Below are 25,369 nucleotides of genomic sequence, written 5' to 3' on the forward strand. Positions count from 1 at the left end.
ATGCGACGTGTATCGCGATGAGATCGGAATGTCATCGAGTTGCGTCACAAGACCTATCCATGGGGTCAGCGAAAAGCGGCCATGATGCCGCACTGGCGCTAGGTGGGTAGCCGCGACAGCGTGGTCGCTGATATCGGATACCGCAGAGAAGGTTGACCATGGTTGAACTACTTGACGCAATGGCGGTGGAGCAGATCGACACGAATTTCTTTCGTGGCAAGCTGCAGCACCGCACCACGCTGGTTCGGACATTCGGTGGCGAAGTCGCGGCGCGAGCGCTGGCGGCGGGCTCGTCCGGGATGCACGCCGGATTCACCGTTCATTCGATACATGGATACTTCGTCCGTCCGACGACCCCGGAGATTCCGATCGACTATCTGGTCGACACCGTCAAGCTCGGCCGATCGTTCGCGGTTCGCCGCATCCGGGCAGTGCAGCACGGTCGTGAAACCTTCCTGATGGTCGCCTCGTTCCATGTCGGTGGCCACGGCGTGCGGCACGCCGACCCGTGCCCGGAGGCCCCCGAACCCGAAGCGCTCGCCTCCATCGGGATGGGCGACACGGGCAACGAATGGGACGGCTGGGATATCCGCCGGGTACCGGACGGCGCGATCTGCGCAGCGCGCCAACAGGTTTGGCTGCGCTACACCGGCGAGCTGCCGGACTGCGCGGTCACCCACAGCTGCGCACTGACCTACGCCAGCGACATGACGCTGCTGGGCGCCGCCGTCGCGTCGCACCCGGGAATTGCCATCCAGACCGCCGCGCTCGACTACTCGATCTGGTTCATGCGGCCGTTCCGGGTGGACGAATGGCTGCTCTACGACGAGATCTCGCCCTCCGCAGCCAGCGGCCGGGCGTTCACCCAGGGCCGGATATTCAGTCGCAACGGTGATTTGGTGGCGATGGTCGCGCAGGAGCGAATGCTGCGGCTGGCCGAGCCTGCTTTCCTGTCAGACGCCTCGGACCTGATGGATCGGGAGGCTTCCTGATGCCCCCGGTGTATGTCGGTCTCACCGATAAGGCGTTCCTGCGGCTGCACCACGGCTACGGCGCACCGGTCATCAGCCAGACCGTGACCGTGTTGGCGAACCGGCTCACCGAGGACCAGCTGCGTGAGATGTACGCGCAGCTGCGCTCCGGCCCGTTCATGCGGCGGGTGCGCCGCCCTCGCGTGCCCTTCGCCCGATCGCGCTGGGTGCTCGCGGACAACGCCCTGCCGTTGACCCTGGAGCGTGCCGCGATCGACGACGCCTACGCGCTGGCCTGGGCGAACGATCAAGCGCAGTATCCGCTCGATCCCGAACAAGGCTATGGGTGGCGACTTTCGGCGGTGCCCACCCGATCCGGCGGCATGGTCTGTTCGTGCGTCGCGTCGCACGCCATCGCGGACGGCCACGCCGGTTTGATGGCCGCCATCGGGCTGGTCCAGCCCGAACTCGCCACGACGGAGGGTCTCGACGACGTCGTCCGGCTCCGTGACGACCTGAAGGACGGCATGAATCGCGGCATCGCCGTGGTGCGCGAGGTGGCTTCGGAGGCGCGTCGTGCGTACCGGGATCCCGCCCACCGCAAGGCGATCCGGCAAGCGCTGTCCCGCGGTGGCCCGGCGCCGGAGCCCACGCCGCTCGGCTGGCGCGAGGGCTCGGTGATCGCCACGTTCGACGCGGCGCAATGGAAGGACCTCGCGGAACAGCGCGGTGGTTCGCCCAACACGCTGTATCTGGCGCTGGTCGCCGATCTGCTGCGGCACTGCGGGCTGGTCGGAGAGACCGCTCCGCTGGTGCTGATGACGGCCGTGCGGATTCTGCGCGAGCAGGACCAGATCGACTCGAATTCCTTTGCCCGCGTGCCGATCGTGGTGCAGCGGGAATGGCTGGATCGGTTCGACCTCGCGCCGCTGCGTGCGGCGAGCAAGGCCGGGTTCGGCGCGGTCCACGGGGTCGGGGCCGGCGGGATCTCGCGCCCGCGGAACATGCCGCCCGAGCTGATCGACATGCTCCCCGACGGGGTGGTCGAACGGCTCGTCGACACCCCGCCGATCACCGTCGGAATGTGCTCCAACATGGGCGTACTCGACCCCTTCGTGCCGACGGTGATGCGCAACGGCGCGGAGCCGACCACGTTCGTGATGCGCGGTGTGTTCCAAGGCATCGACACCGAACAGGCCGGTCGGCAGCCGATCGCGCTGGCAACCTGGTTGTCGGAGTTCGACGGCAAGGTCCAGTGGGTGCTGGAAAGCATCAAACCCGAAATGGCGCACACCGATGAAGAACTGGGCTTCCTGGCGCGACTGATCGCCGAGGCCTGGGGATTGAGGCCGCTCCAGGTCAGCACCGGCGGCGGTAGCACCAGCAAGACAGCCAGGGAGTACTCATGACCAAGCCACTGATCAAACTAGGCACCGAATTCGTCTACGACCCGCATCCCGTTTACGACGAACTGCGCAAGCAGGGCCCGATCCATCACGTCCTGCTGCCCAACGGACTGACCTCCTGGCTGGTGGTCGACTATCAGCTCGCGCGTGAGGTGCTCGCGGACGGCCGGATCAAGAAGGGCGCGGCCGCCCTCGCGCCGATCACCACCCGGCTGCGACCCGGCGATTCGTACACGACGGTGAGCACGGACCTGTGGGAGCACATGCTCAGTTCCGATCCGCCGGACCACACCCGCCTGCGCAGGCTGGTGACCAAGGCGTTCACCGCGCGCACCGTGGAGGCGCTGCATTCGCGGATCGACGCGCTCGCCGATCAACTGCTCGACGAGATGGCGGGCCAGACCGAGGTCGATCTGATCGCCGACTACGCGCTGCCGATCCCGATGACGGTCATCTGCGAGCTGTTCGGGGTGCCGGAGGCCGATCGGGCGCGGTTCCGGGAGCTGTCGACCACGATGACGGCATCGTCGGCGGAGAACGCCGAAGACCAGGAGGCAGCGGCGAATTCGCCGTTCTACGCCACGGCGGCCGAGCGCGGTGCGGCGAGCATCGAGCTGGCCACCTACCTGATCGGGCTGGTCGCCGGGCGCTCCAAGGACCTCGGCGAGGATCTGCTGTCCCAGCTGATCATGGCCAATCACGAGGGCGACAAGCTCAGCGACAAGGAGCTCATCGCGATGCTGTTCCTGATCCTGGTGGCCGGTCACGAGACGACGGTCAACCTGATCGGCAACGGCCTCTACGCGATGCTGCGTGACCGGGTGCTGTACGAGGAACTCACGCGGTCACCGGAGCAGATTCCGGCGGCCATCGAGGAGTTCCTCCGCCACGAGGGACCCGTGCATCTGGCCACCCTGCGGTACACCGCGGAGCCGGTCACGTTGGCGGGCATCGACATTCCGGCCGAGGAGCTGGTGTCGGTGTCGCTGGCTGCGGCGGATCACGACCCGAATCAGTTCGAGAACCCGCACGGCATCGAGATCGGCCAGGCAGGCAAGAGCAAAGGCGGACACCTGGCCTTCGGGCACGGCATCCACTACTGCGTCGGCGCACCGCTGGCCCGGCTGGAGGCCAAGGTGGCGTTCGAGAAGATCTTGGCCCGCTTTCCGAACATGAAGATGGCCGACGAGGTGCGGTGGCGCCCGAGCACCTTCCTGCGCGGTCTGCAAACACTGCCGACCGTGATCGACTGAATAGACCTGTGGCCCAGGTCAGTTGGTAACTACCAGCTGACCTGGGCCGCAGGCGTCCGGTGTGGCTCAGCCGAACTTGATGCCTTGCGCCAGTGGCAATTCGGCGGAGTAGTTGATCGTGTTGGTGGCCCGGCGCATGTACGCCTTCCACGAATCCGAACCGGATTCGCGGCCGCCGCCGGTCTGCTTCTCGCCGCCGAACGCGCCGCCGATCTCGGCACCGGAGGTGCCGATGTTGACGTTGGCGATGCCGCAGTCCGAGCCGTCGGCGGCCAGGAAGCGTTCGGCCTCGCGCTGGTCGGTGGTGAAGACGGCCGACGAAAGTCCCTGCGGCACTTCGTTGTGCAGGGCGATCGCGCTGTCGAAGTCGTGATAGGTCAGCACGTACAGGATCGGCGCGAAGGTCTCCTCGCGCACCACCGCGGTCTGCGCGGGCATCCGCACGATCGCGGGCCGCACGTAGTACGCGTCGTCGCCGAAACCGTCGACTCGTTCACCGCCGCAGATCAATTCGCCGCCGTCGGCGAGGGCCTTGTCCAACGCCGCACGCATGCCCGCGTAGGCCCTGCCGTCGATCAGCGGACCGACCAGCACGCCGTCCTCCAGCGGATTGCCGACGCGCAGTTGCTGATACGCCTTCTCGATCTGCTCGACCAGCGGCCCGACCACGTCGGTGTGCACGATCAGCCGGCGCAGCGTGGTACACCGCTGCCCGGCCGTGCCCGCCGCCGAGAACACGATGCCGCGCGCCGCCAGCTCCAAATCCGCTGAGGGCGTGACGATCGCGCCGTTGTTGCCGCCCAACTCCAGCAGGCAGCGGCCGAACCGCTCGGCCACCCGGGGTGCCACGATCCGGCCCATCCGCACCGAACCGGTCGCGCTCACCAGCGCCACCCGCTCGTCGTCCACCAGCCGGGAGCCGACCTCGGCCGCGCCCTGAATCAGTTGGTGCACTTCGGGATCCGCGCCGACATCGGTCGCGGCGCGGCGCAGCAGGGTGTGGCAGGCCAGTGCGGTGAGCGGCGTCGTCTCCGACGGCTTCCACACCACCGTGTCGCCGCAGACCAGCGCGATCGCGGTGTTCCACGCCCACACCGCCACCGGGAAGTTGAACGCCGAGATGACCCCGACGACGCCCAGCGGATGCCAGGTCTCCATCAGCCGGTGCCCCGGCCGCTCCGACGGCATGGTCTGGCCGTACAGCTGCCGCGACAGGCCGATCGCGAATTCGCAGACGTCGATCATCTCCTGCACCTCGCCAGCGGCCTCGGCGCCGATCTTGCCGGCCTCCAGGGTCACCAGCTCGGCGAGCTCACTCTTGTGCGTGGTGAGCAGTTCGCCCAGCCTGCGCACGACCGCGGCGCGGATCGGCGCGGGCACCGTGCGCCAGGCACCGAATGCCCTGGCCGCCCGGTCGATTGCGGCGTCGACTTCGTCCAGTGAGCTGGACTGCAGGGTCATCAGCTGCCCGCCGTTGATCGGGCTGCGGGCGGGCAGATCGCCCGATTCGGGGGGTTCCACGCCGAGGCCGCGCAGCACCGCTGCCGCGCGCTCCGCCAGTTCCCGGGTGGTCTGGTCGCCGAGTACATCCGTCATCTGTTGCTCCGCCGTACCTTTCGGCCGCATTGCGGCGTATCTGTCCCATTTCTTGGGAGGATGGGGGTGAGGTTTCTGCCACGAGGGGGTCCGCCTGGGTTAGTCTCCGCTGATGGCGGATACACCTGCACGACCTGCCCTCGACGACATCGATCGCCTGCTGATTCGGGAACTGATGGCCGATGGACGCGCCACGTTGTCGAACCTGGCCGAGAAGGCGAGCCTGTCGGTCTCCGCCGTGCAATCGCGGGTGCGCAGGCTGGAAGCGCGCGGGGTGATCCGCGGCTACACGGCGCACGTCGACCCGGAGGCACTGGGCCAACTGTTGTCGGCATTCGTCGCGATCACTCCTCTCGACCCTTCGCAGCCCGATGACGCCCCGGCAGTGTTGCAGCACATCCCCGGGATCGAGGCGTGCCACTCGGTGGCAGGTGATGAGAGCTACGTCCTGCTGGTCCGGGTGGCCTCGCCACGGCACCTCGAGCAGCTGCTGCAGGAGATCAGAGCGACCGCCAACGTCAGGACCCGAAGCACCATCATCTTGCAGACATTCTATGACAGGTAGCCGTTACGTGTAATTAATCCGCTTTCCTGTACAGAAACCGTAAATTTTCGTATCCTCGGTGATGTGACCATCGAACTGGAACGCACCCGCCCGGCGGTCACCCCCGCCGCCCGGGTGCACGAGATTCTGTCGGCCAGCATCCTCGCTGATGGCTTCGATTTAGTGCTGGACCTACAACAGTCCCGCGGCTGCAAGCTCGTAGACGAACGCGACGGCAGCTCCTACCTAGACATGTTCGGCTTCTTCGCGTCCAACGCGCTGGGGATGAATCACCCCGCGCTGGCCGAAGACGACATCTTCCGCGAGGAGCTGGTGACCGCCGCCCTCAACAAGCCCAGCAACTCCGACATCTACACCGTGGAAATGGCACGGTTCGTCGAGACGTTCGTGCGGGTGCTCGGTGATCCCCGGCTGCCGCACCTGTTCTTCATCGACGGCGGCGGTCTCGCCGTGGAGAACGCGCTGAAGATCGCGTTCGACTGGAAGAGCAGGCACAACGAGAGCAACGGCCGCGCACCGGAACTCGGCACCAAGGTGCTGCACCTGACCGGCGCCTTCCACGGCCGCACCGGCTACACGATGTCGCTGACCAACACCGACCCGGTGAAGACCGCCCGGTTCCCCAAGTTCGACTGGCCGCGCATCGACGCGCCGTACCTGACCGACGACTACGACATCGACGAGGCGGAGGCCCGCGCGCTGGACCAGGCGCGCCGCGCGTTCGCCGAAAACCCGCACGACATAGCGTGTTTCATCGCCGAGCCGATCCAGGGCGAGGGCGGCGACCGGCATATGCGGCCGGAGTTCCTCCAGGCGATGCAGCGGCTCTGCCACGAGAACGACGCGCTGTTCGTGCTCGACGAGGTGCAGACCGGGGTCGGCATGACCGGCACCACCTGGGCCTACCAGCAGCTCGGCGTGCAGCCGGACATCATCGCGTTCGGCAAGAAGACCCAGGTGTGCGGCGTGATGGCCGGCGGGCGGGTCGACGAGGTGCCCGACAACGTGTTCGTGGTCAACTCCCGGATCAACTCGACCTGGGGCGGCAACCTGACCGACATGGTGCGCGTGCGGCGCATTCTCGAGGTGCTGGAACAGGATTCGCTGATCGAGCGGTCGAAGGCGCTCGGCGCGCACCTGCTGGAACGGCTGGAGACCCTGGCCGCGCAGCATCCGAGCATCACCGAGCCGCGTGGGCGTGGGCTGATGTGCGCGGTCACCGTGTCGTCGGTGCAGCTGCGCGACGAGGTGCTCACCGCGTTGCGCGAGCGTGAACACGTGCTGATCCTCGGCACGGGCGAGCGCAGCATCCGCTTCCGGCCGCCGCTGACGGTGACGATTGCCGAGCTGGATGCCGCGCTCGACGCGTTGGATCGGGTGCTCGCCGGATTCGAGTAGGCACCTGCTCGCGGGTTCTACGTAATTGCACGGCAGGCCGGACGGATTCCGTCCGGCCTGCCGTGCGTTTGCGCCGCCTAACAGGATGTTTCCGGCATTCCGCCGCCCTCGGCGCGGACTGCCGCGAAACGCCGGTGCCAGCCTTTAGGCTTCGCACCCATGTCATCTCGTCTTCACCACCCCCTGGCACGGTGCAGCGCGTGAACCGGCAGCGCATGTACTCGGGCTGCGCACCCCATACCCTCGTCGTATCGATCGCGGTGCTGACCGCCGTAACCGGTTGCGCCGCCAGCGAAGCGGGGACGGTCGCGTCGCCCGCGGCCCCCGCCCCCACGAGCGTGGCGGTGCCGGACGGACCGCCGCCACATCTGACGAACCTGCTACCGGGGATGCCGCCGCCGCTGTCGCCGACCGATGTCTACGCGGCGAATCGGGAACTGAGTCCGGCTGTGGCGGACCATCGTCCGTTGGTCTACGTGCCGAACAGCGAGTCGCACTCGGTCTCGGTGATCGATCCGGCCACCTTCGAGGTGATCGACAACTTCCCGGCGGGCGGCGCAGAACCGCAGCACGTGGTGCCGTCCTACGACATGCAGACGTTGTATGTCACCAACGATCTGCCGATCGGCGCGGGCAGTCTGCTGCCGATCGATCCGCGTACCGGCACAGCGGGACAAGCGTTTCCGGTGCGCGATCCCTACAACATGTATTACACGCCGGACGGGCAGTTCGCGGTGGTCGTGGCCGAGGCGGACCGGTCACTCGACTTCTATGACCCGGTGAGCTGGGAGAAGCTGCACTCGATGGCGGTGCCCGACTGTGCGGGCGTCGATCACATGGACTTCACGGCGGACGGTCGCTTCGCGCTGGCCAGTTGCGAATTCATCGGCCGGATGCTGGTTTTCGATGTCGCCGAGCGCAAGGTCGTCAAGATGATCGACCTGCCGGGCGGACGTTCCGGCAAACCGCAGGATGTGAAGCTGTCGCCGGACGGGCGCACCTTCTTCATCGCGGACATGGTCGCCGACGGTGTCTACACCGTGGACGCGCTCACCTTCGAGAACAATGGGTTCGTGCCGACCGGTGCGGGCGCGCACGGCCTTTACGTGACTCGTGACTCCAGTCAGATGCTGATCACCAACCGGCACGAGGGCAGCATCTCGGTCTGGGACTTCGCCGCGAATCAGCTGGTACACAAGTGGTTTCTGCCCGGGGGTGGTAGTCCGGACATGGGCAACATCTCCGCCGACGGCCGCGTCTTCTGGGTGTCCGGCCGTCACCACGGGGAGGTCTACGCCGTAGATATCGTCAACTGGAATCTGTTGGCCCGCATCCCCGTCGGGAAGGGTGCGCACGGTCTGACCGTCTGGCCCCAACCCGGCCGCTACTCGACCGGGCATACGGGCGTCATGCGGTAGATGTTGCCGCCGCGCGCATTTCGTTGTGCCGCGCACGAAATTGCTGGCAATTACATGCGCGGCGGGCGGGGACGTGCGCGGCGGGCGGGGACGTGCGCGGCGGGCGGGGACGTGCGCGGCGGGCGGGGACGTGCGCGACGGGCGGGGATGTGCGCGTCAGTGGGCGGTGGGGTGCAGGCCCAGGGCGCCTTGGACGAATCGGTGGACGGTGGTCAGGCCCGCTTCGAGGGCGGGCTCGTAGCCGTCGCGGGCCCAGCCGGTGAGTTCGGCGTTGCCGTCGCCGGTGGGGCGTGCGCCTACTTCGGCGACCATCTCCGCGGTCGTGGGTTCGCATACCGCCCAGGAGAAGTGGGATTCCTCCGCCCATCCGGCCGTGCGGAGCGCGACATAGTCGGGGTCGGTGATACCGCCCTCAGCCAGTGCGGGACGGTCATCGATGCGGTCGTCGGCGCGCAGCGCACGCAGATACCAGGTTCCCGCGTTGATCTCGATCGGTTCCATCAGTGGCTGCGCCCCAGTGTCGCGGACTCCGGCAGTTGCTCCATACCGCGAGGTTAGCGGCCCGGCCCTGGGCCGATCACGCCGATGGTGTCAGTCGGTGGGCTCGCCGCCGCGGTTCCTGCGGTCGCCGCGGTCTCGGTGGCGATCGCGGCCATGGTCGTGGTCGCCGTGCCTGCCGCCGAACAGCAGGGCGCCCATCAGCGGGATCGCCAGGAACCACAGCCAGCTACCGGTGACGAAGAACAGGATGACCGCGAGGATCGGGACGACCGCCATCACCCGCTCGGGCCATTCGGAGAGGAATCCGGACGCCGATTTGGCCGGTACGGCGGCGGCTTTGACGAGCGGATCCGGCAGGTCGGCGAACACGGGCGTGATGTCGCCGCGCGTGACGGCGGCCGCGATCACCGCGCTGCGCTCGTCGAATTCCGCGACGCTGAGCCGCCCCGCGGCGAAATGGTCGGACAGCCGCTGCATCGCATCCTCGCGTTCCGCGGTGCCGACACGGACTTCGGGTAGCTCCTCCATGAGGAAAGGCTAGCGCCAGGTTCGACGCCGTGCGTAAACCGTTTGCGGCGGCCTTGTGCCACGCGCGCCGAGGGTGGGTGTAGTTGACGACACACTGGCCGGTGGGGCAGGGCGGGGTTAGGCTCCGAAGGAGGTTGGGTTCTTTGGTGTTCGCGGTGTGAGCTGGTGTTTTCCAGTGACGCCGTGGTTGATCGGAGACCGGCGGGCCGGGCCTGGACAAGTCGACGGTGACTGGAGGTTCGCGATGGGGGAGGTGCGATTCGGGGGTTACCGGCTGGAGCGGTTGCTCGGTCGGGGTGGGATGGGTCAGGTCTGGCTGGCGTATGACGATGCGGGCGCGCGGTGGGTGGCGTTGAAGCTCTTACCAACCGAGCTCGCGGCGGATGCGGGGTATCGCAAGCGATTCGAGCGAGAGGCCGAGGTGGTGGCCCGGCTGCGCGATCCGCATATTCCGCGGATCCATCGGTTCGGGGAGATCGATGGTCGGTTGTTCATCGACATGGAATTCGTCGAGGGGCGTGATCTGGCGAGCAAGGTGGCTGCCGGGGTGTTGGCGCCCGCGGCGGCCGTCGGCATCGTCGGACAGGTGGCGGCTGCGCTGGATGTGGCGCATCGCGCCGGGTTGGTGCATCGGGATGTCAAGCCGTCCAACATCGTTGTGCATTCCAGTGGGTTTGCGTACCTGATCGACTTCGGTATTGCGCACGGGATCGGCCAAACTGCGGTCACCACAACGGGGTTGGCGATCGGCACTCTAGCGTACATGGCGCCGGAACGGTTTACCGGTAAGGCGGACGCGCGTTCTGACGTGTACTCGCTGGCCTGTGTTCTCTACGAATGCCTCACTGCCGCTCGTCCTTACGGGGATACCGATCCGGCTCAGCAGATGCATGCGCACCTGATGACCGATCCGCCTCGTGCCGCGTTGCGCAATGCGGCGGTTCCTGCCGCGTTGGATGTCGTCATCACTCGCGGTATGGCCAAGAGTCCGGCTGACCGCTATTCCACCGCAGGCGATTTCGCTGCTGCTGCATATGTCGCAATCGGAGGCTCGCCCGCGTCGCCTGTGGCTCCGCCCAAATCGCTTGCGCTGACCAAGGTGCTGCCGGAATCCGGCCCCACACCTACTCGCGTGGAGACCCGTCGCGGGGAATCCGCAGGGCTCATGCAGAGTCCGCCGCAATCCAGTCCCGTGCCCGCGGGCTCAGAGCCCGCTGTGCGCGGGGCGAAACCGCTTGCGCCGACGAAGGTTATGCCGGAGCCCGGACCGACGCCGACTCGGGTGCAGACTCGGTTCGAGGTGCCGCCTGCGAGTTATCCTCCGCCGCAGTCGTATCCGGCGTCGGCCCGTGCTGTTGCGCAGTATCGAGCGTCTGCTGAAGCGCGCGCGTATTACGCACAGCGGGGTGCCGCAATATCGGATTACCTTGCGCCACAGTCAGGTTCTGCTGCTAGGCAGGCGGGTGCGGCCGCGAGGTTGCGAGCTCTCGTGCTCCAGCGTTCGACTCCGTCGAAGCCGGGAACCGTAGGTCCGGCCGCGGGTCCCAGGGTTGCGCTGTCCCGTCCAGGGGCTCCGCAGCAGCGCTACCCCGTTGGGTACGGTCGCAAAGTCTTCCCGGCTCCGGCGAAACCACCCAAGTATCAGCGGTATTCGGATGCTCGTCGTCCGGTCGTTCCGGTGCGGCGGCCCCGGCGCAAGCGCGGTGGTGTGCTGTCCAAGGTGATCGGTGCGCTGGTCGTCATCTTCCTCGCGCCGTTCATGTTGGCGGCGGGATGTCTCGCGCTGTTGTCGGGTAGCCGGGTCGGCGACTCGGGCGGAACCGGTGCGCCCAGGCCGACGGTGACGGCCGAGGAGAACCCGGCGCCACCGCCCGAACAGCCTGATGCGCCGGGACTTCCGGCCGCCGGTACTCCGGTGCGGGACGGCAAGTTCGAGTTCGTCGTGAGCGACGTCGACACCGGCGTGCACCGCGTCGGCCTCCAGTCGGCGACGGGTTCGTTCGTCATCGTCACCCTCGACGTCCGCAACATCTCCGACGAGTCGAAGTGGTTCCTCCCGGTCGGCCAGCGCCTCTTCGACACGCAGGGCACCCCGTTCGACCACAACGTCACCGCGACCATGTGGCAGTCGGCCCAGCACGGCTACAACTACTCGTTCGAACTCCCACCCGGCCAATCCGCAACCACCCAACTGGTTTTCGACGTGCCCCCCGCCACAACGCCAACCCACCTGGAACTACACGACTTCGTCCTATCCAACGGCGTCGCCGCCCGCCTGGACTAGCGCCCTACCGACAGCAAGATCCGCACCCTGACTCGGGATCCGCACCGAGAATAGGGCCCTGAAGCCAGTGCGGATCCCGAGTCAGGGTGCGGATTCTGGGCGATACGTCGGGGGTCAGGCGACGCGGACGGTGTCGGATAAGACCGCAAGGATCGCGCGGCGGCCGATCTCCAATGCCTCGGCGAGCAGGGTGGTGTCGCGGGCGGCGCTGTCGATGTCGGGGGAGCCGAGGGGCGGGTGGATCTGCATGACGGCGTCGCCGAGTTCGGCGAGGGCGTTGTCTTCGACCGCTTGCTGGTTCGGGCGCTGGATCCAGGCGCGGTAGGCGCCGGGGGCGATGGCACGCAGGTAGCCGCCGCCGACGATGCGGTGCAGCAGCGAGGCGGGTGGCCGTTGCTCATCGATGCGGCGGGTGCGCAGGACGAGGGCGTGGGTGGCGCCGTCGCGGACGGCGGTGCGGATCGGGACGGTTTCGGTGAGGCCGCCGTCGAAGTAGTGCGCGCCGCCGAGCGGGACCGGTGGACCGGCGAGGATGGGCAGGCCCGCGGAGGCCCGCAGCGCGCGCATGAGGGTGCGTTTGTCGACGATGTGCGGGTGCAGGTCCACCGCGCGGCCGGTGCGGATGTCGGTGGCGATGGGGTGAAAGGTGGTGGGGTTGGCCAGGATCGCCGGGAAGTTCATCCCCTCGATGCCGTCGTAGACCTGGTGCACCAGGTAGCGCAGGTCGAAGGCGGGGCGCCCGCGCAGCATCCGGCGCGGATCGATGGCGCGGCGCATGATCTCCGGATCGGTCCAGGAGCGCATGCCCGACACCGCGCGGCCGCCGAGCAGCCAGGCACCGTTGATCGCGCCCGCCGAGGTGCCGTAGACGGCGTCGAAGACCGCGCCGAGCCCGAGTTCCTCGATGGCCGACACCATGCCGCTGGAGTACACGCCGCGACTGCCGCCACCCTCGACGACGAGCACCAGCCGATTCCCGTCGGCGCGAGTTCCGGCGGCGCGGCGGGCGCGGATCATCTCCGCGACGGCGGAGATGCTCGGCGTACTGGTCACTGGTTCACGATACGACAGAGCGGGCGCGGACGTCATTGTCCTGCGCCCGCTCGAAGCGGTGTTCGCCGTACGTTTACGCGAGCAGCACCACTTGGTCGCATGCGGTCCGGTGGACCGCAATCGGCTCTTACTTGATCTCGGCGAGCACCGTGCCCTGGGTGATCGCGGCACCGGCCTCGACGGACAGCCCGGTGATCACACCCGCCTTGTGCGCGTTGACCGGGTTCTCCATCTTCATGGCCTCGAGCACCACGATCAGGTCACCCGCCTCGACGGTCTGGCCCTCTTCCACGGCCACCTTCACCACGGTGCCCTGCATGGGCGCGGTGACCGCGTCACCGGAGGCCGCACCGGCACCGGCGCCGCCACGCTTGCGCGGCTTGGGCTTCTTGCGCACCACACCGGCGCCGTTGCCCGCGGCAACAGCACCGCCGCCACCGAGGCTGAACTGACCGGGCAGCGACACCTCGACGCGACGTCCGCCGACCTCGACGACCACCTTCTGCCGGGGCAGATCGTCGTCCTCGTCATCGGCCTGCGCACCGCTGGTGAACGGCTCGACGGTGTTGTTCCACTCGTTTTCGATCCACTTGGTGTAGACGTCGAACTTGGTGCCGTCACCGATGAACGCCGGATCCTCGACGATCGCGCGGTGGAACGGGATGACCGTGGCGAGCCCGTCGACCTCGTACTCGGCCAGCGCGCGCCGGGCCCGCTCGAGCGCCTGGGTGCGGTCCTCGCCGGTGACGATCAGCTTGGCCAGCATCGAGTCGAACTGCCCGCCGATCACGCTGCCTTCCACCACACCGGAATCCACGCGCACACCGGGACCGCTCGGCTCCTTGTAGACCGAGACCGGTCCGGGCGCGGGCAGGAAGCCGCGACCGGCGTCCTCACCGTTGATGCGGAATTCGAACGAGTGACCGCGCGGGGTCGGGTCTTCCTTGATCGTCAGCTCTTCGCCGTTGGCGATGCGGAACTGCTGGCGTACCAGGTCGATGCCTGCGGTCTCCTCGGTGACCGGGTGCTCGACCTGCAGGCGGGTGTTCACCTCGAGGAACGACACCGTCTCGCCCTGCACCAGGTACTCGACCGTGCCGGCGCCGTAGTAGCCGGCTTCCCTGCAGATCGCCTTGGCCGAGGCGTGGATCTTCGCGCGCACGTCGTCGGACAGGAACGGCGCGGGCGCCTCCTCGACGAGCTTCTGGAAACGACGCTGCAGCGAGCAGTCGCGGGTACCGGCGACCACCACGTTGCCGTGCTGGTCGGCGATCACCTGCGCCTCGACGTGGCGGGCCTTGTCCAGGTACTGCTCGACGAAGCACTCGCCGCGACCGAACGCGGCGACCGCCTCGCGGGTGGCCGACTCGAACAGCTCGGGGATCTCCTCGATGGTGTGCGCGACCTTCATGCCGCGGCCACCGCCACCGAAGGCGGCCTTGATCGCGACCGGCACGCCGTACTCCTTGGCGAAGGCGACGACCTCGTCGGCGTTCTTCACCGGGTCCTTGGTGCCCGCGGCCATCGGGGCCTTGGCGCGCTCGGCGATGTGCCGCGCGGTGACCTTGTCGCCGAGGTCGCGGATCGACTGCGGGGACGGGCCGATCCAGATCAGCCCGGCGTCGATGACGGCCTGGGCGAAGTCGGCGTTCTCGGAAAGGAATCCGTAGCCGGGGTGGATGGCGTCGGCGCCGGAGCGCGACGCGGCATCGAGGATCTTGTCGAACACGAGGTACGACTCGGCCGAGGTCTGGCCGCCGAGCGCGAAGGCCTCATCGGCGAGCTTCACGAACGGGGCTTCGGCATCCGGCTCCGCGTAGACCGCGACGCTGCCGATGCCGGCATCCTTGGCCGCCCGAATCACGCGCACCGCGATCTCGCCTCGGTTGGCTACGAGTACCTTCGTGATCCGTGCGCTGGCGTGGCTGGGCACTGAGCCTCCTGTGTGAAATCTTTTTTAGTCGCCCCGTGGTCGACGAAACTACGTCTGGGCGAGTGTAGGCAGTCTGCCAACAGACGCCGAACTCGGCCAGTCCTACTGAACAGTAGGTGGCGGATCACAGTTGGGCTATCCCCAGGAAATACGTGCGTGCGCTACTTGCCGCGGACCCGGCGTGCGGTACCGGCCGGCGCCGCACCGGGTTCAGTCCCCTTGGCGATCGGCATGCGCACCGAATTGCCCCATTCGGTCCACGAACCGTCGTAGTTGCGCACGGTGTCGAAGCCGAGCAGGTAGGTCAGTACGAACCAGGTGTGGCTGGAGCGTTCGCCGACCCGGCTGTAGACCACCACATCGTCCTCGGCGGCCAGCGTGCCGTAGATCGCGTCCAGCTCGGCGCGCGAGCGGAAGCGGCCGTCGTTGTTGAACGCCTCGGTCCACGGAATGTTCGCGGCGGTCGGGATGTGCCCGCCGCGCAGCGCCGCGTCCTCCGGGTTGATCGGCGGCTGGATCAGCGCGCCGGAGTACTCCTCGGGCGAGCGCACGTCGATCAGCGGCTTGCCGAGGTGGGCGAGCACGTCCTCGCGGAACGCGCGGACGCTGCTGTCGTCGCGTTTGACCGCCGGATAGTCGCTGTGGGTGAGGTGTGGGGTGTCGAAAGTGGTGTCGCGTTCCTCGGAAATCCACGCGCCGCGACCGCCGTCCAGCAACCGCACATCTTGATGTCCGAACAAAGTGAAAACCCACAATGTGTGCGCCGCCTGCGCGTTGCCCCGGTCACCGTAGATCACCACGGTATCGTCTCGGTCGATTCCCTTGGCGCGCATCAACTCGGTGAATCGGGCACCGTCGATGTAGTCACGTGTGACGGGATCGTTCAGATCGCCCCGCCAATCGATCTTGGTAGCGCCTGGAACATGTCCTATGTCATAGAGCAATATGTCCTCGTTGGACTCGACGATCTTGAGTCCTGACGTGCCGATGTTTGCCGACAGCCACTCTGTGGTTACTAGTCGGTGAGGATGTGCGTAAGAACCAAATGCGGGATGAGGGTCCGGAGCAGCGGGCACGATGTGGGTCCTTCACGCGTGGTAGACGGCGGTTTCAGCGGTTCGGGTCTCACAGTGATGGTATGTGTGAGGCGTTAGTGGCTCTCGTTTCAGATCACAAATCGGCTGAATGAGCGAATAAATCGCACCTGCATCCGATAAAGTCTCCCGGGAGGAGGGGTGAGCTATGTCCGATTCTTGGCCGCGGCGGCGACTGCTCGCGATCCTACGTGGCGCCAGCGAGCCTCTCGACGCCCAGGAACTGGCCAGAATCACCGGACAACACGTCACCACGGTTCGGTTTCATCTGGACGTGCTCACCAGGGAATCCCTGGTGCGGCAATTTCAGCAACCGCCGCGGGGTCGAGGTCGTCCGCGCATCGGATACAGCGCGGTGCAGCGATCGGTCGGTTATCAGGAACTCGCGCAGGTGCTCGCCGACCAACTCGGTCCCGATCCGCGCAGGCGTTCCGAGGCGGCCATCGCGGCCGGGCGTTCGTGGGGCGCCAAGCTCGACGCCGGTGACCATCGGGTCGAGTCACTGGAGGACGCCAAAGACGTCACCATGACGGTGCTTTCGGAGCTGGGCTTCGCGCCGGAACGCGATCCGAACGAGACCAGCGAACAGGCCCTCATCCGGCTCACCGCCTGCCCGCTGCGCGAACTCGCGCGCACGCACTCCGAGGTGGTGTGCGGTGTGCACCTGGGGCTGATCAAAGAGCTCCTGGATCGCAACGGCGCGCGCGGCGACGTGAATGTGCGCCTGCATCCGTTCGTCGAGCCGGAGCTGTGCGTGGTCCGGTTGGAGATGATGGCGCGCCGCGAACAGGAGATGCGGCGCGAGCCGGACGGTCGCGAGGTCGTCACGGTTCCGGTGGCCGGCGATGCGGCGGGTTCCGAGCCGCTGATCGCGCCGCCGTCAGGTGGCCGGGTGGCCCCACAACTGCGTAACGGCGACCCCAACGTCGCCAAGCAGTCGGCGCAGCAGTGGTAAGCCGATCCCGATCACGCTCGACGGATCGCCATCGATGCGGTCGACGAACCAGCCGCCCAGTCCGTCGAGGGTGAACGCGCCCGCCACCTGGAGCGGCTCGCCGGTGGCGATGTAGGCGTCCAGCTCGTCGGGTTCCGGCTTGGCGAAATGCACTGTGGTGGAACTGCAGTCGATGGCTTCGGCGGTGATTCGGCCGTCCTGAATGCGCAGCACGCAGTGTCCAGTTACCAGATCGGCGCTGCGCCCGGCCATTTCGCCCCAGCGGGCCCTGGCGACATCGGCGGTGTGCGGCTTGCCCTGTAGCTCGCCGTCCACCAGCAGCATCGAATCACAGCCGACGACAACACAATCGGGGCCGAGTTCGGGAATCGTCGCGGCGACCGCGGCGGCCTTGGCCTTGGCCAGCTCGACGACGACCACCTTGGGCGAGGTGCCGTCGGGCAGCGCGGCCGCGATCGCGTCCTCGTCCACGTCGGACACCCGAACGATCGGATCGATGCCCGCCGAGCGGAGTACTTCCCGACGGGCCGGGGACGCGGAGGCGAGAACGAACTTCGTCACCCGCGCAGGTGCGACAGCTGCGGGAAGGCGTAGGGGGAGAACGGGGAGGTGCCCCGGTGCATGAAGGTGGGGCGACCCCACATGTCCGCCGGGCCGGACGGACCGGCCGCAGCGGCGTCCGCGGCCGCGGACAGCACACAGACCAGTGCCGCGATCTCCTCGTCGCTCGGGTTGCCCTTCACGACGGTGAAGAACGGTGCCGCGGCCTGAGTCGCGGACTCGGCGACGGTCGTGTCGACGCTGTGCGCCGCAACGACCTCGTCGGTGCTCGAGCCGAGGGTCAGGTCGAGTTCGGCGGCGGTGAGTACATCTTGTTCTGCCACGGTTGTCACAGTGCCAGATCCTCTCTTTGCCTGATCAGGCGGTGTTCTGAATTCGGAATCAGCGGGCGGATGATGCGATCATCCTCAGATCCACTCATTGCGTCTCTACCACCAGTGTGCGCGGCCTACCCAGGGTATCGCTGGATCCCAGCCGGGTGTTGCGGCCGGAATCACAGCGGGATGTTGCCGTGCTTCTTCGGCGGCAGCGTTACCATCTTGCGCTCGAGCAGCCGCAGCGCCGAGACGATCTGGCCGCGGGTGTGCGAGGGCGGGATGACCGCGTCCACATAGCCGCGCTCGGCGGCGATGTAGGGGTTCACCAAGGTGTCCTCGTACTCGTTCTGCAGCTGAAGCCGCAGCGCATCGACGTCGTCGCCGCCCTTCGCCGCATCGGCGAGCTGCTGGCGGTAGACGAAGCCGACGGCGCCGGAGGCGCCCATCACGGCGATCTGCGCGGTCGGCCAGGCCAGGTTCACATCGGCGCCCATGTGCTTGGAACCCATCACGTCGTAGGCGCCGCCGTATGCCTTGCGGGTGATGACCGTGATCTTTCCCACAGTCGCCTCGCCGTACGCGTAGAGCAGCTTCGCGCCGCGCCGGATGATGCCGTTGTACTCCTGCCCGGTGCCCGGCAGGAAGCCCGGAACGTCGACCAGGGTCAGGATCGGAATGTTGAACGCGTCGCAGGTGCGCACGAACCGCGCGGCCTTCTCCGAGGCGTCGATGTCCAGGCAGCCGGCGAACTGGGTGGGCTGGTTGGCCACGATGCCGACGCTGCGGCCGTCGATCCGGCCGAAGCCGACGATGATGTTCATCGCGCGCTCGGCCTGCACCTCGAGGAACTCGTCGTCGTCGAGCAGGCGCCGGATCACCTCGTGCATGTCGTACGGCTGGTTCGGCGAGTCCGGGATGATCGAGTCCAGCTCGCGGTCTTCCTCGGTGAGCGAGTCCTCGATGGCGCCGTCGATCGGGTCGGTGGCCGGGAAACGCGGCGCGTCGGCGCGGTTGTTGCTCGGCAGGTAGGACAGTAGATCCTTGACGTAGTCGAGCGCGTCCTGCTCGCCGGAGGCAACGTAGTGCGCGACACCGGATTTCACCATGTGCGTCTGCGCGCCGCCCAGGTCCTCCATGGTGACGTCCTCGCCGGTGACCGTCTTGATGACGTCGGGTCCGGTGACGAACATCTGGCTGGTCCCGTCGACCATCACCACGAAGTCGGTGAGCGCGGGGGAGTACACGTGGCCGCCCGCGGCCGCGCCCATGATCAGCGAGATCTGCGGGATCACGCCGGAGGCCTGGATGTTGCGGTGGAAGATCTCGCCGTAGAGGCCGAGCGAGACGACGCCCTCCTGGATGCGCGCGCCCGCGCCCTCGTTGATGCCGACCAGCGGACGGCCGGTCTTGAGCGCCAGGTCCATCACCTTGACGATCTTCTCGCCGTAGACCTCGCCGAGGCTGCCACCGAACACGGTGACGTCCTGGCTGAAGATGCAGACGTCGCGGCCGTCGATGGTGCCGTAGCCGGTCACCACGCCGTCGCCGAGCGGCCGGTTCTCGGCCAGGCCGAAGTTCACGCTGCGGTGCCGCGCCAATGCGTCGAGTTCGACGAAGGAGCCCTCGTCCAGCAGTGCCAGGATGCGCTCGCGGGCGGTCATCTTGCCCTTGGCGTGCACCTTGTCGACCGCGGCCTCACCCATCGGGTGCTGCGCCTCATCCAGCCGATTCCGCAGGTCAGCCAGCTTCCCGGCGGTGGTGTGGATGTCGGGGGCGCCCGCTGGATCTTGCGCGGACTGCTGCTGGACACTCGTCATGGCTCCGGAGTGTAACGAGTGGCAGTGTTTCCCACTAACCGAGTGCGGGCTACCGGTGGGTAAAAACGTGCAGCTAGATCGCGTTGTCGGGGCGAAAATGCCAGGTCGATTGGCGCGTTTGCGCCGGTAGAAAACCGGTATCGCCCGGCACTGGGGTCCAGTTAGCCTGGAGGAGTCCAGTTTTCGTGCTCAGGGGGAGGAGCCCAGTTATGTGGGAATGGAGCAAGGCCGTCGCGGAACACGCGGCCGCCGCGTCGTGGACCAGCTGTCACAACTTCGAGACGGAGCCGACCATCGTCGACCCGGATTTCCGGACGCAGGCCGAGACTGGGGACGCCGAGGGCACCGACGGTGCGGCCCGCGCACCGAGTGACGGGTACATGCTCGTCGGATAACCGAGTACGACCTCGTCGGTCAGGCCACTGCGCACCAAGTAGCCTGCCCGTGTGACCAGGTCTCCTTTGGATGCAGAGCAGTTGCGACGCAGTCTCGTCGAATTGCCCGAGCTGTCGTTCTTCCGCCACATCGAGGTGGTGGAGTCGACCGGGTCCACCAACGCGGACCTGATCGCGCGCGCAGGCGAACCGGACGCCGATCGCGCGGTACTCCTTGCAGAGGCGCAGGAGCAAGGGCGCGGCAGACACGCACGCACCTGGGTAAGCCCGCCGCGGGCGCAGATCTCGATGTCGCTACTGGTGCGACTGGACGGGATCGAGCCCGCGGTGCTCGGCTGGCTGCCCCTGCTCACCGGCATCGCCGTGGTGGACGCACTGCGCGCGACCGCCGATGTCAACGCGAATCTCAAGTGGCCCAACGATGTGCTGATCGATGGCCGCAAAGTGGCGGGCATCCTGGCCGAGGTCGCGACCGGCAGCGAGGCGCCGGCAGTGGTCGTCGGAATGGGGCTGAACGTCAGCCTCGCCGAGGCGGAACTGCCGGTGCCACATGCCATTTCGCTCACCATCGCCGGTGCGGCGAACGCCGACCGGACGCTGATCGTGCAATCGATGCTGACCGAATTCGCCCGCCGTTTCACGGCCTGGCGCGACGCGGGCTGGCAGACCACCGACCTCGCCGCCGCCTATCGCGACCGGTGCGCGACGCTGGGCGTGCAGGTACGCGCCGAACTGCCCGGTGGCCGCACCCTCACCGGCATCGCCACCGACATCGACGACGCAGGCCGCCTGCTGATCGGTGACCAGCCCGTCTCCGCCGGCGACGTCACCCACCTCCGCGCCACCTGAAACGAAACAGCCGCACACCTTCTGATTTCCCGCACGGGTGTCCGCACGTGAATCGCGGTGCGAGAAATCAGAAGATGTGCGGCTGTTCGCAATCAGGCTGGTTGGAGGGCGGCCTTCGCCGCTTCCCTGGCGAACATGCGGTCGCGCTGTTCCTCGAACTTGAGGACGTCTTGCCCCAGCTTTTCCAGATACTGGCCGAGCTGCTCCCGTGCCTGCTCGCCGCGTGGCCCGAAGTCGTTGCGCTCGAATATGTTCCATTGCTTGAGCACCGGTGCTACCACCTCTTCGAGATGCTGTCGCAGGTCGTATATGCCGTGTTTTGCCATCATTGCGCCGTTGCGGCGGAAGTTGGGCATGCCCGCGCCGGGCATGGTGAAGAAGACCAGGGTTTTGGTGATCGCCATCATCGCCTGATCGGGTACCAGGTCCAGGCCCGCGCCGCACAGGGTGCGGTAGAAGATCATGTGCAGGTTCTCGTCAGCGGCGATGCGCTGCAGCATGCGATCGGCGACGGGATCGTTGCACACCCGGCCCGTGTTGCGGTGCGAGACGCGAGTAGCCAGCTCCTGGAAGGTCACATAGGCGACGTTGTCCAGGAAACCGCCCCAGCCGTCGGGCGAGTGGGCGCCGTTGGTCATGTGGATCATCCTGGCCTCTTCCAGCGCGACCGGGTCGACGCCACGGGTGACCACCAAGTAGTCGCGTATCGCGATGCCATGCCGGTTTTCCTCGGCGGTCCAGCGTCCCACCCAGGTCCGCCATGCGCCGTCGTTGGAGAAGTTCTGCGAGATCTCACGGTGATAGGACGGCAGATTGTCCTCGGTGAGCAGGTTGGTGATCATGGCGATCTTGGCCACTTCACTCAGCGTCGACTGCTCGGGCGCCCAATCCTGCCCACCCATCGCGGCGAAGTTGCGGCCCTCGTCCCACGGGACGTAGTCATGCGGATGCCAGTCCTTCGCCATCGACAGGTGCCGGTTCAACAGCTGTTCGGCCACAGGCTCGAGTTCGGTCAGGATTTCCAGCTGAGTCAGGTCTTTGGTCACACATGCCTCCACGGGTCGTAATTCGTCGACTTTGTTCGAGCAGAACTGCTTACGGACAGAGCTTCGAGCCAGATCGAGCGGAGAACTTTCCTGCCGAGAGCGCTTGCGCGAGCGGACGCTCGGGGCCGCGCGGACACGACACACGCAGGCAGACGATTGTGCAGCACGACGCGGTTCAGTGTCGGCATTTCGGCAACTTCACGCGGTAGTGTTCCGCCCATGGGTTATCCGGAGGATGTGCTTGCGCCGGAAGAGCAGCTGATTCTGCACCGTCATCCGCACTGGAAGATGTTGTTCTGGCCGATCGTGACGTTGATCGTGATCACCGCACTCGCCGGTTTCGCAGGGGGACTGGCTTCGCGCAAAGCCGAGGGAACCACGCGGACGGCGCTGTTGATCGCGGTACTCGTGGTCTGGGTGGTCATCGTGGTGTGGCGTTGTGTCGCACCGGTTCTCAGCTGGAAGTCGACGCATTTCATCATCACCGACCGGCGCGTGCTGGTTCGGCAGGGCGTGCTCACGCACACCGGCATCGACATTCCGATGAGCCGCATCTCGAGTGTGCAGTTCCGGCACGGGCTGTTCGATCGGATGCTCGGCACCGGCACGTTGATCATCGAGTCGTCCTCGTCGGAGCCGCTCGAGTTCGACGACATCCCGGCTGTGCAGAAGGTGCACGCGTTGATGTACCACCAAGTCTTCGACGTCGAAAACGGGGATAATGGGCGGGGCGATCGTGGGGGCGAACACAGGAGCGAGCGCGGCGACTACCGATGAATGAAGCATCGCGCATGAGGGATGGGGGGCGGGTGACGGGCAGGCCCGTTAACCTGGTCATATGACGGCCGTACTGCTAGCAGAAGACGACGAGGCGATTGCCGCGCCGTTGTCGCGCGCACTGGGGCGCGAGGGGTACTCGGTCACCGTCGAGCGCTTCGGTCCCGCCGTGCTCGAGCGGGCCCTGGAGGGCCATCACGATCTCCTCATTCTCGACCTCGGCCTGCCCGGCATGGACGGGCTCGAGGTGTGCCGCCAGGTCCGTGCCCGCGGTGCCGACCTGGCCGTGCTGATGCTCACCGCGCGCACCGACGAGGTCGATTTCGTGGTCGGGCTGGACGCGGGCGCCGACGATTACGTCGGCAAGCCGTTCCGTCTCGCCGAGCTGCTGGCCCGGGTGCGAGCGTTGTTGCGGCGCAGCGGGATCGGCGACGACACGGTGGAGGTCGGCGGTATCCGGCTGGAGCCGGCCGCGCGCCGGGTGCTGGTGAACGGCGTCGAGATCGGCCTGGCGAACAAGGAATACGAGCTGCTGAAGGTGCTGATCGACCGCGCCGGCCAGGTGGTGCCGCGCGAGACCATCCTGCGCGAGGTCTGGGGCGACGCCGAGTTGCGCGGCTCCAAGACTCTCGACATGCACATGTCCTGGCTACGCCGCAAGATCGGCGACGAGGGCCCGATGGCCGAGCGGCGCATCGTCACCGTGCGCGGTGTCGGATTCCGCCTGAACACCGACTGACGTGCGACGCAGAATCCTCCGGTCCATGCTCACCGTGCTCACGCTGACCACGGTGGTGCTCGGCGTACCGCTGATCTACACGGCCTGGCTGTGGGTCGAGGACATCACCCGCGACGACCTGCAGAGCAAGCTCGAGCGGATCGCCACGGCGATCATCGTCCAGGAACACGGCGATGGCATGGTGTTCGGCGAGCTCGACACTCGATCGGTCGAACCGCTGCTACCGCAGGACGGCAAGCTCACGATCATCTATCCGGCGCCGCAGGACAACGCCTCACGGGTGGACATCGGCGTGGACCAGGTTTCCGACCCCCTGGTCGAGTCGCTGTCGATGGGAACCAAGGGATCGCTACGCCTGGAGGTCCCCGCCGCGCCGATGCACGCCAGGCAGCGCCAGGCCGTCGGAGTGGTGGCCTTGGCGGTGCTCGCCTCGCTCGGCGCCGCGGTGTCGGTCGCAGTGATCACCGCGCGCCGGGTCGCCGACCCGCTGCGCGATGTGGCGGCCCGCGCGGCGCGGCTGGCCATGGGCGACTTCCGGCCGGACCCGCGCAGGCACGGCATCTCCGAACTCGATCGCGTCTCCGACGTGCTCGACTCGGCGACCGTCGAGATCGCCGGGCGGCTGCAGCGTGAGCACGCGTTGGTGGCGGACGTTTCGCATCAGCTGCGCAGCCGCCTCACCGCGGTGCGCCTGCGGCTGGACGAGTTGTCCACGCACGCCGATCAAGAGGTGGTGCACGAGGCCGAGGAGGCGATGGCGCAGGTCGATCGGCTCACCGACGCGATCGATGACCTGGTGCGCGCCTCCCGTGACGAGGACGCCGCGGACCTGGATCCGGTGCCGGTGATGGCGGAGTTGCGCGGTGTGGTCGACGAATGGACGCATCCGTTCGCCGAGAAGGGCCGGACGCTGAATCTCATCGGGGACGAGTCGTTGCTGGCACCCATCACCGGATCGCGATTGCGCGAGGCGGTCTCGGTGCTCGTGGACAACGCGCTGATGCACGGCGGCGGGACCTGCACGGTGTCTGTGCGAACCGTCCGTCCCGGGGTCGATCGGGATCCGCTGGTGTGTGTGGAGGTCGCCGACGAAGGCGACGGAGTGCGGGATGAATTGGCGCCGCACATCTTCGACCGGGGTTTCTCCGCGGGCGGTTCGACCGGTGTCGGATTGGCGTTGGCCAGGGCATTGGTGGAGGCCGACGGTGGGCGGCTCGAATTGCAGCGACGCAGGCCCGCGTTGTTCGCGGTATTCCTCGGCTCGTCCGCTTATCGCACGGCGAACGCGGTGGTCACCGAGCCGCGGTGAGTCAGTTGCGGCGGAATTCCTCTTCGACCAGGTCTTCGAATTCGGCGGCGATCTCGTTCATTTCGTCGGGGAAGACCCAGCGGCGCATCGCCCAGAAACGGAACGCCATCTGGAGCAGGTTGCCGATGACGAAGGCGCTGATGAAGTCCGCGACGTTCTCGACGGTGAAGCTCACGTCGGGCTGGCGCAGATCGAAGACGTAACTCGAGATCCACAGCGGAATGAAGGCGAGCACGACGCCGACGCCGCTGACTCCGAAGAACAGCAAGGCTTCGTGATGCCGCTCGCGGCCGCCGCGATTCCGGAACGACCATTCGCGATTGAGGATGTAGGACGCGATGACCGCGACCACACCCGAGATGATCTTCGCGGTGACCGGCTTCTCGGAAAGCACGGTCCATTTGAGCGCGTAGAAGATGCCGCTATCGATCACGAAGGTCGTCGCACCGACGATGGCGAACTTGATCAGTTCCCGATGCCGGTACGCGATATCCGCGAGCGGCTTGGGGAGGACGCTCACCACGTCGTCGACGAATGACACGGGGCCGAGTGTACCGCTACCCGGTGGTGGTGCCTCGGGTCATACAAGACCAGACCGCAACTG

General features: G+C 67.0%; 23 protein-coding genes and 1 pseudogene. 13 read left to right on the plus strand and 11 right to left on the minus strand.

From position 1 onward, the window contains the following. The first annotated feature begins 158 nt into the window (after positions 1-158). From ACQPW1_RS06915 to ACQPW1_RS06925, 3 genes are read left to right on the plus strand one after another with little or no spacing between them, the layout of a single operon-like run. Positions 159-992, plus strand: coding sequence for an acyl-CoA thioesterase (locus ACQPW1_RS06915; protein ID WP_433661900.1), 834 nt, complete (start codon positions 159-161; stop codon positions 990-992). Next, positions 992-2,380, plus strand: a complete 1,389-nt coding sequence (locus ACQPW1_RS06920) for a hypothetical protein (RefSeq protein WP_433661901.1) — start codon at positions 992-994, stop codon at positions 2,378-2,380. Before ACQPW1_RS06915 ends, ACQPW1_RS06920 begins: the two co-directional genes overlap by 1 nt. Then, positions 2,377-3,630, plus strand: a complete 1,254-nt coding sequence (locus ACQPW1_RS06925) for a cytochrome P450 family protein (RefSeq protein ID WP_433661902.1) — start codon at positions 2,377-2,379, stop codon at positions 3,628-3,630. The genes ACQPW1_RS06920 and ACQPW1_RS06925 overlap by 4 nt, the downstream gene beginning before the upstream one ends. 66 nt (positions 3,631-3,696) lie before the next feature. On the opposite strand, the gene amaB is transcribed toward ACQPW1_RS06925, so the two are convergent. Beyond that, on the minus strand, positions 3,697-5,226 hold the full coding sequence (gene amaB, locus ACQPW1_RS06930) for an L-piperidine-6-carboxylate dehydrogenase (RefSeq protein WP_433661903.1): 1,530 nt from the start codon (positions 5,224-5,226) through the stop codon (positions 3,697-3,699). 112 nt (positions 5,227-5,338) lie between these two features. Between amaB and ACQPW1_RS06935 the strand changes: the two genes are divergently transcribed. The 3 genes from ACQPW1_RS06935 (at position 5,339) to ACQPW1_RS06945 (ending at position 8,607) form a co-directional block, all read left to right on the plus strand. Further along, the gene (locus tag ACQPW1_RS06935; RefSeq protein ID WP_040732134.1) at positions 5,339-5,791 is read left to right on the plus strand and encodes an Lrp/AsnC family transcriptional regulator; all 453 of its coding nucleotides are present in this window, start codon (positions 5,339-5,341) and stop codon (positions 5,789-5,791) included. A gap of 63 nt (positions 5,792-5,854) precedes the next feature. Continuing rightward, a complete protein-coding gene (lat, locus tag ACQPW1_RS06940) occupies positions 5,855-7,189 on the plus strand; it encodes an L-lysine 6-transaminase (protein WP_433661904.1) in 1,335 nt (444 codons plus the stop codon). Positions 7,190-7,389: 200 nt separating this feature from the next. Next, on the plus strand, positions 7,390-8,607 hold the full coding sequence (locus ACQPW1_RS06945) for a hypothetical protein (RefSeq protein WP_433661905.1): 1,218 nt from the start codon (positions 7,390-7,392) through the stop codon (positions 8,605-8,607). Between the two features lie 156 nt (positions 8,608-8,763). Here the strand turns inward: ACQPW1_RS06945 and ACQPW1_RS06950 are convergent, their stop codons facing one another. Beyond that, positions 8,764-9,108: a hypothetical protein gene (locus tag ACQPW1_RS06950; protein ID WP_433661906.1), complete on the minus strand. Its 345-nt coding sequence runs from the start codon at positions 9,106-9,108 to the stop codon at positions 8,764-8,766. Positions 9,109-9,198: 90 nt separating this feature from the next. Further along, positions 9,199-9,636, minus strand: coding sequence for a DUF1707 SHOCT-like domain-containing protein (locus ACQPW1_RS06955; RefSeq protein WP_433661907.1), 438 nt, complete (start codon positions 9,634-9,636; stop codon positions 9,199-9,201). Between the two features lie 244 nt (positions 9,637-9,880). Between ACQPW1_RS06955 and ACQPW1_RS06960 the strand changes: the two genes are divergently transcribed. Next, positions 9,881-11,920 (plus strand): protein kinase domain-containing protein, encoded by a 2,040-nt coding sequence (locus ACQPW1_RS06960; RefSeq protein WP_433661908.1) that lies wholly within the window; start codon positions 9,881-9,883, stop codon positions 11,918-11,920. A gap of 114 nt (positions 11,921-12,034) precedes the next feature. Here the strand turns inward: ACQPW1_RS06960 and ACQPW1_RS06965 are convergent, their stop codons facing one another. The 3 genes from ACQPW1_RS06965 to ACQPW1_RS06975 all read right to left on the minus strand — a co-directional run bounded on the left by ACQPW1_RS06965 (position 12,035) and on the right by ACQPW1_RS06975 (position 15,982). After that, complete coding sequence (locus ACQPW1_RS06965) at positions 12,035-12,973, minus strand: patatin-like phospholipase family protein (RefSeq protein ID WP_433661909.1); 939 nt, start codon at positions 12,971-12,973, stop codon at positions 12,035-12,037. Between the two features lie 127 nt (positions 12,974-13,100). After that, the gene (locus tag ACQPW1_RS06970; protein ID WP_433661910.1) at positions 13,101-14,906 is read right to left on the minus strand and encodes an acetyl/propionyl/methylcrotonyl-CoA carboxylase subunit alpha; all 1,806 of its coding nucleotides are present in this window, start codon (positions 14,904-14,906) and stop codon (positions 13,101-13,103) included. A gap of 161 nt (positions 14,907-15,067) precedes the next feature. Continuing rightward, positions 15,068-15,982 carry a sulfurtransferase gene (locus ACQPW1_RS06975; RefSeq protein WP_433661911.1) on the minus strand — a complete coding sequence of 305 codons (915 nt, stop codon included), beginning with the start codon at positions 15,980-15,982 and terminating at the stop codon, positions 15,068-15,070. 166 nt (positions 15,983-16,148) lie between these two features. Between ACQPW1_RS06975 and ACQPW1_RS06980 the strand changes: the two genes are divergently transcribed. Then, positions 16,149-16,955 carry a helix-turn-helix transcriptional regulator gene (locus tag ACQPW1_RS06980; protein WP_433661912.1) on the plus strand — a complete coding sequence of 269 codons (807 nt, stop codon included), beginning with the start codon at positions 16,149-16,151 and terminating at the stop codon, positions 16,953-16,955. On the opposite strand, the gene ACQPW1_RS06985 is transcribed toward ACQPW1_RS06980, so the two are convergent. From ACQPW1_RS06985 to ACQPW1_RS06995, 3 genes are all read right to left on the minus strand, one after another. Then, positions 16,881-17,516 carry a Maf family protein gene (locus ACQPW1_RS06985; protein WP_433661913.1) on the minus strand — a complete coding sequence of 212 codons (636 nt, stop codon included), beginning with the start codon at positions 17,514-17,516 and terminating at the stop codon, positions 16,881-16,883. The genes ACQPW1_RS06980 and ACQPW1_RS06985 overlap by 75 nt on opposite strands. Further along, a complete protein-coding gene (locus tag ACQPW1_RS06990) occupies positions 17,513-17,848 on the minus strand; it encodes an acyl-CoA carboxylase subunit epsilon (protein WP_433661914.1) in 336 nt (111 codons plus the stop codon). Before ACQPW1_RS06990 ends, ACQPW1_RS06985 begins: the two co-directional genes overlap by 4 nt. A 161-nt stretch (positions 17,849-18,009) precedes the next feature. Beyond that, positions 18,010-19,650, minus strand: a complete 1,641-nt coding sequence (locus tag ACQPW1_RS06995) for an acyl-CoA carboxylase subunit beta (protein ID WP_433661915.1) — start codon at positions 19,648-19,650, stop codon at positions 18,010-18,012. Positions 19,651-19,859: 209 nt separating this feature from the next. Between ACQPW1_RS06995 and ACQPW1_RS07000 the strand changes: the two genes are divergently transcribed. Continuing rightward, positions 19,860-20,045 carry a hypothetical protein gene (locus ACQPW1_RS07000; RefSeq protein ID WP_433661916.1) on the plus strand — a complete coding sequence of 62 codons (186 nt, stop codon included), beginning with the start codon at positions 19,860-19,862 and terminating at the stop codon, positions 20,043-20,045. 51 nt (positions 20,046-20,096) lie between these two features. Next, positions 20,097-20,894 (plus strand): biotin--[acetyl-CoA-carboxylase] ligase, encoded by a 798-nt coding sequence (locus tag ACQPW1_RS07005; protein WP_433661917.1) that lies wholly within the window; start codon positions 20,097-20,099, stop codon positions 20,892-20,894. A gap of 92 nt (positions 20,895-20,986) precedes the next feature. On the opposite strand, the gene ACQPW1_RS07010 is transcribed toward ACQPW1_RS07005, so the two are convergent. Beyond that, entirely contained in the window at positions 20,987-21,940 is a 954-nt protein-coding gene (locus ACQPW1_RS07010; RefSeq protein ID WP_433661918.1) for an acyl-ACP desaturase, read from the minus strand. A gap of 219 nt (positions 21,941-22,159) precedes the next feature. Here ACQPW1_RS07010 and ACQPW1_RS07015 point away from each other — a divergent pair, with 219 nt between their 5' ends. The 3 genes from ACQPW1_RS07015 to ACQPW1_RS07025 all read left to right on the plus strand — a co-directional run bounded on the left by ACQPW1_RS07015 (position 22,160) and on the right by ACQPW1_RS07025 (position 24,765). Further along, positions 22,160-22,717 carry a PH domain-containing protein gene (locus ACQPW1_RS07015; protein ID WP_433661919.1) on the plus strand — a complete coding sequence of 186 codons (558 nt, stop codon included), beginning with the start codon at positions 22,160-22,162 and terminating at the stop codon, positions 22,715-22,717. A gap of 61 nt (positions 22,718-22,778) precedes the next feature. Next, positions 22,779-23,456, plus strand: a complete 678-nt coding sequence (locus tag ACQPW1_RS07020) for a response regulator transcription factor (protein WP_150408010.1) — start codon at positions 22,779-22,781, stop codon at positions 23,454-23,456. Position 23,457: 1 nt separating this feature from the next. Beyond that, positions 23,458-24,765: a sensor histidine kinase gene (locus ACQPW1_RS07025; RefSeq protein WP_433661920.1), complete on the plus strand. Its 1,308-nt coding sequence runs from the start codon at positions 23,458-23,460 to the stop codon at positions 24,763-24,765. A 16-nt stretch (positions 24,766-24,781) separates the two neighbouring features. On the opposite strand, the pseudogene ACQPW1_RS07030 reads toward ACQPW1_RS07025, so the two are convergent. Further along, a pseudogene (locus ACQPW1_RS07030) lies at positions 24,782-25,306 on the minus strand (GtrA family protein); the annotation flags it as partial. Positions 25,307-25,369 lie beyond the last annotated feature (63 nt).

This window comes from Nocardia sp. CA-128927, assembly GCF_050955855.1.
GTDB lineage: Bacteria > Actinomycetota > Actinomycetes > Mycobacteriales > Mycobacteriaceae > Nocardia.

What these genes read in the sequence shown, in the direction of transcription:
- ACQPW1_RS06950 (WP_433661906.1), bottom strand. Translation starts at nt 9,108, where the DNA reads ATGGAACCGATCGAGATCAACGCGGGAACCTGGTATCTGCGTGCGCTG.
- ACQPW1_RS06960 (WP_433661908.1), top strand. Translation starts at nt 9,881, where the DNA reads ATGGGGGAGGTGCGATTCGGGGGTTACCGGCTGGAGCGGTTGCTCGGT.
- ACQPW1_RS06925 (WP_433661902.1), top strand. Translation starts at nt 2,377, where the DNA reads ATGACCAAGCCACTGATCAAACTAGGCACCGAATTCGTCTACGACCCG.
- ACQPW1_RS06995 (WP_433661915.1), bottom strand. Translation starts at nt 19,650, where the DNA reads ATGACGAGTGTCCAGCAGCAGTCCGCGCAAGATCCAGCGGGCGCCCCC.
- ACQPW1_RS07020 (WP_150408010.1), top strand. Translation starts at nt 22,779, where the DNA reads ATGACGGCCGTACTGCTAGCAGAAGACGACGAGGCGATTGCCGCGCCG.
- ACQPW1_RS06915 (WP_433661900.1), top strand. Translation starts at nt 159, where the DNA reads ATGGTTGAACTACTTGACGCAATGGCGGTGGAGCAGATCGACACGAAT.
- ACQPW1_RS06980 (WP_433661912.1), top strand. Translation starts at nt 16,149, where the DNA reads ATGTCCGATTCTTGGCCGCGGCGGCGACTGCTCGCGATCCTACGTGGC.
- ACQPW1_RS07000 (WP_433661916.1), top strand. Translation starts at nt 19,860, where the DNA reads ATGTGGGAATGGAGCAAGGCCGTCGCGGAACACGCGGCCGCCGCGTCG.
- amaB (WP_433661903.1), bottom strand. Translation starts at nt 5,226, where the DNA reads ATGACGGATGTACTCGGCGACCAGACCACCCGGGAACTGGCGGAGCGC.
- ACQPW1_RS06955 (WP_433661907.1), bottom strand. Translation starts at nt 9,636, where the DNA reads ATGGAGGAGCTACCCGAAGTCCGTGTCGGCACCGCGGAACGCGAGGAT.
- ACQPW1_RS07015 (WP_433661919.1), top strand. Translation starts at nt 22,160, where the DNA reads ATGGGTTATCCGGAGGATGTGCTTGCGCCGGAAGAGCAGCTGATTCTG.
- ACQPW1_RS06935 (WP_040732134.1), top strand. Translation starts at nt 5,339, where the DNA reads ATGGCGGATACACCTGCACGACCTGCCCTCGACGACATCGATCGCCTG.
- ACQPW1_RS06920 (WP_433661901.1), top strand. Translation starts at nt 992, where the DNA reads ATGCCCCCGGTGTATGTCGGTCTCACCGATAAGGCGTTCCTGCGGCTG.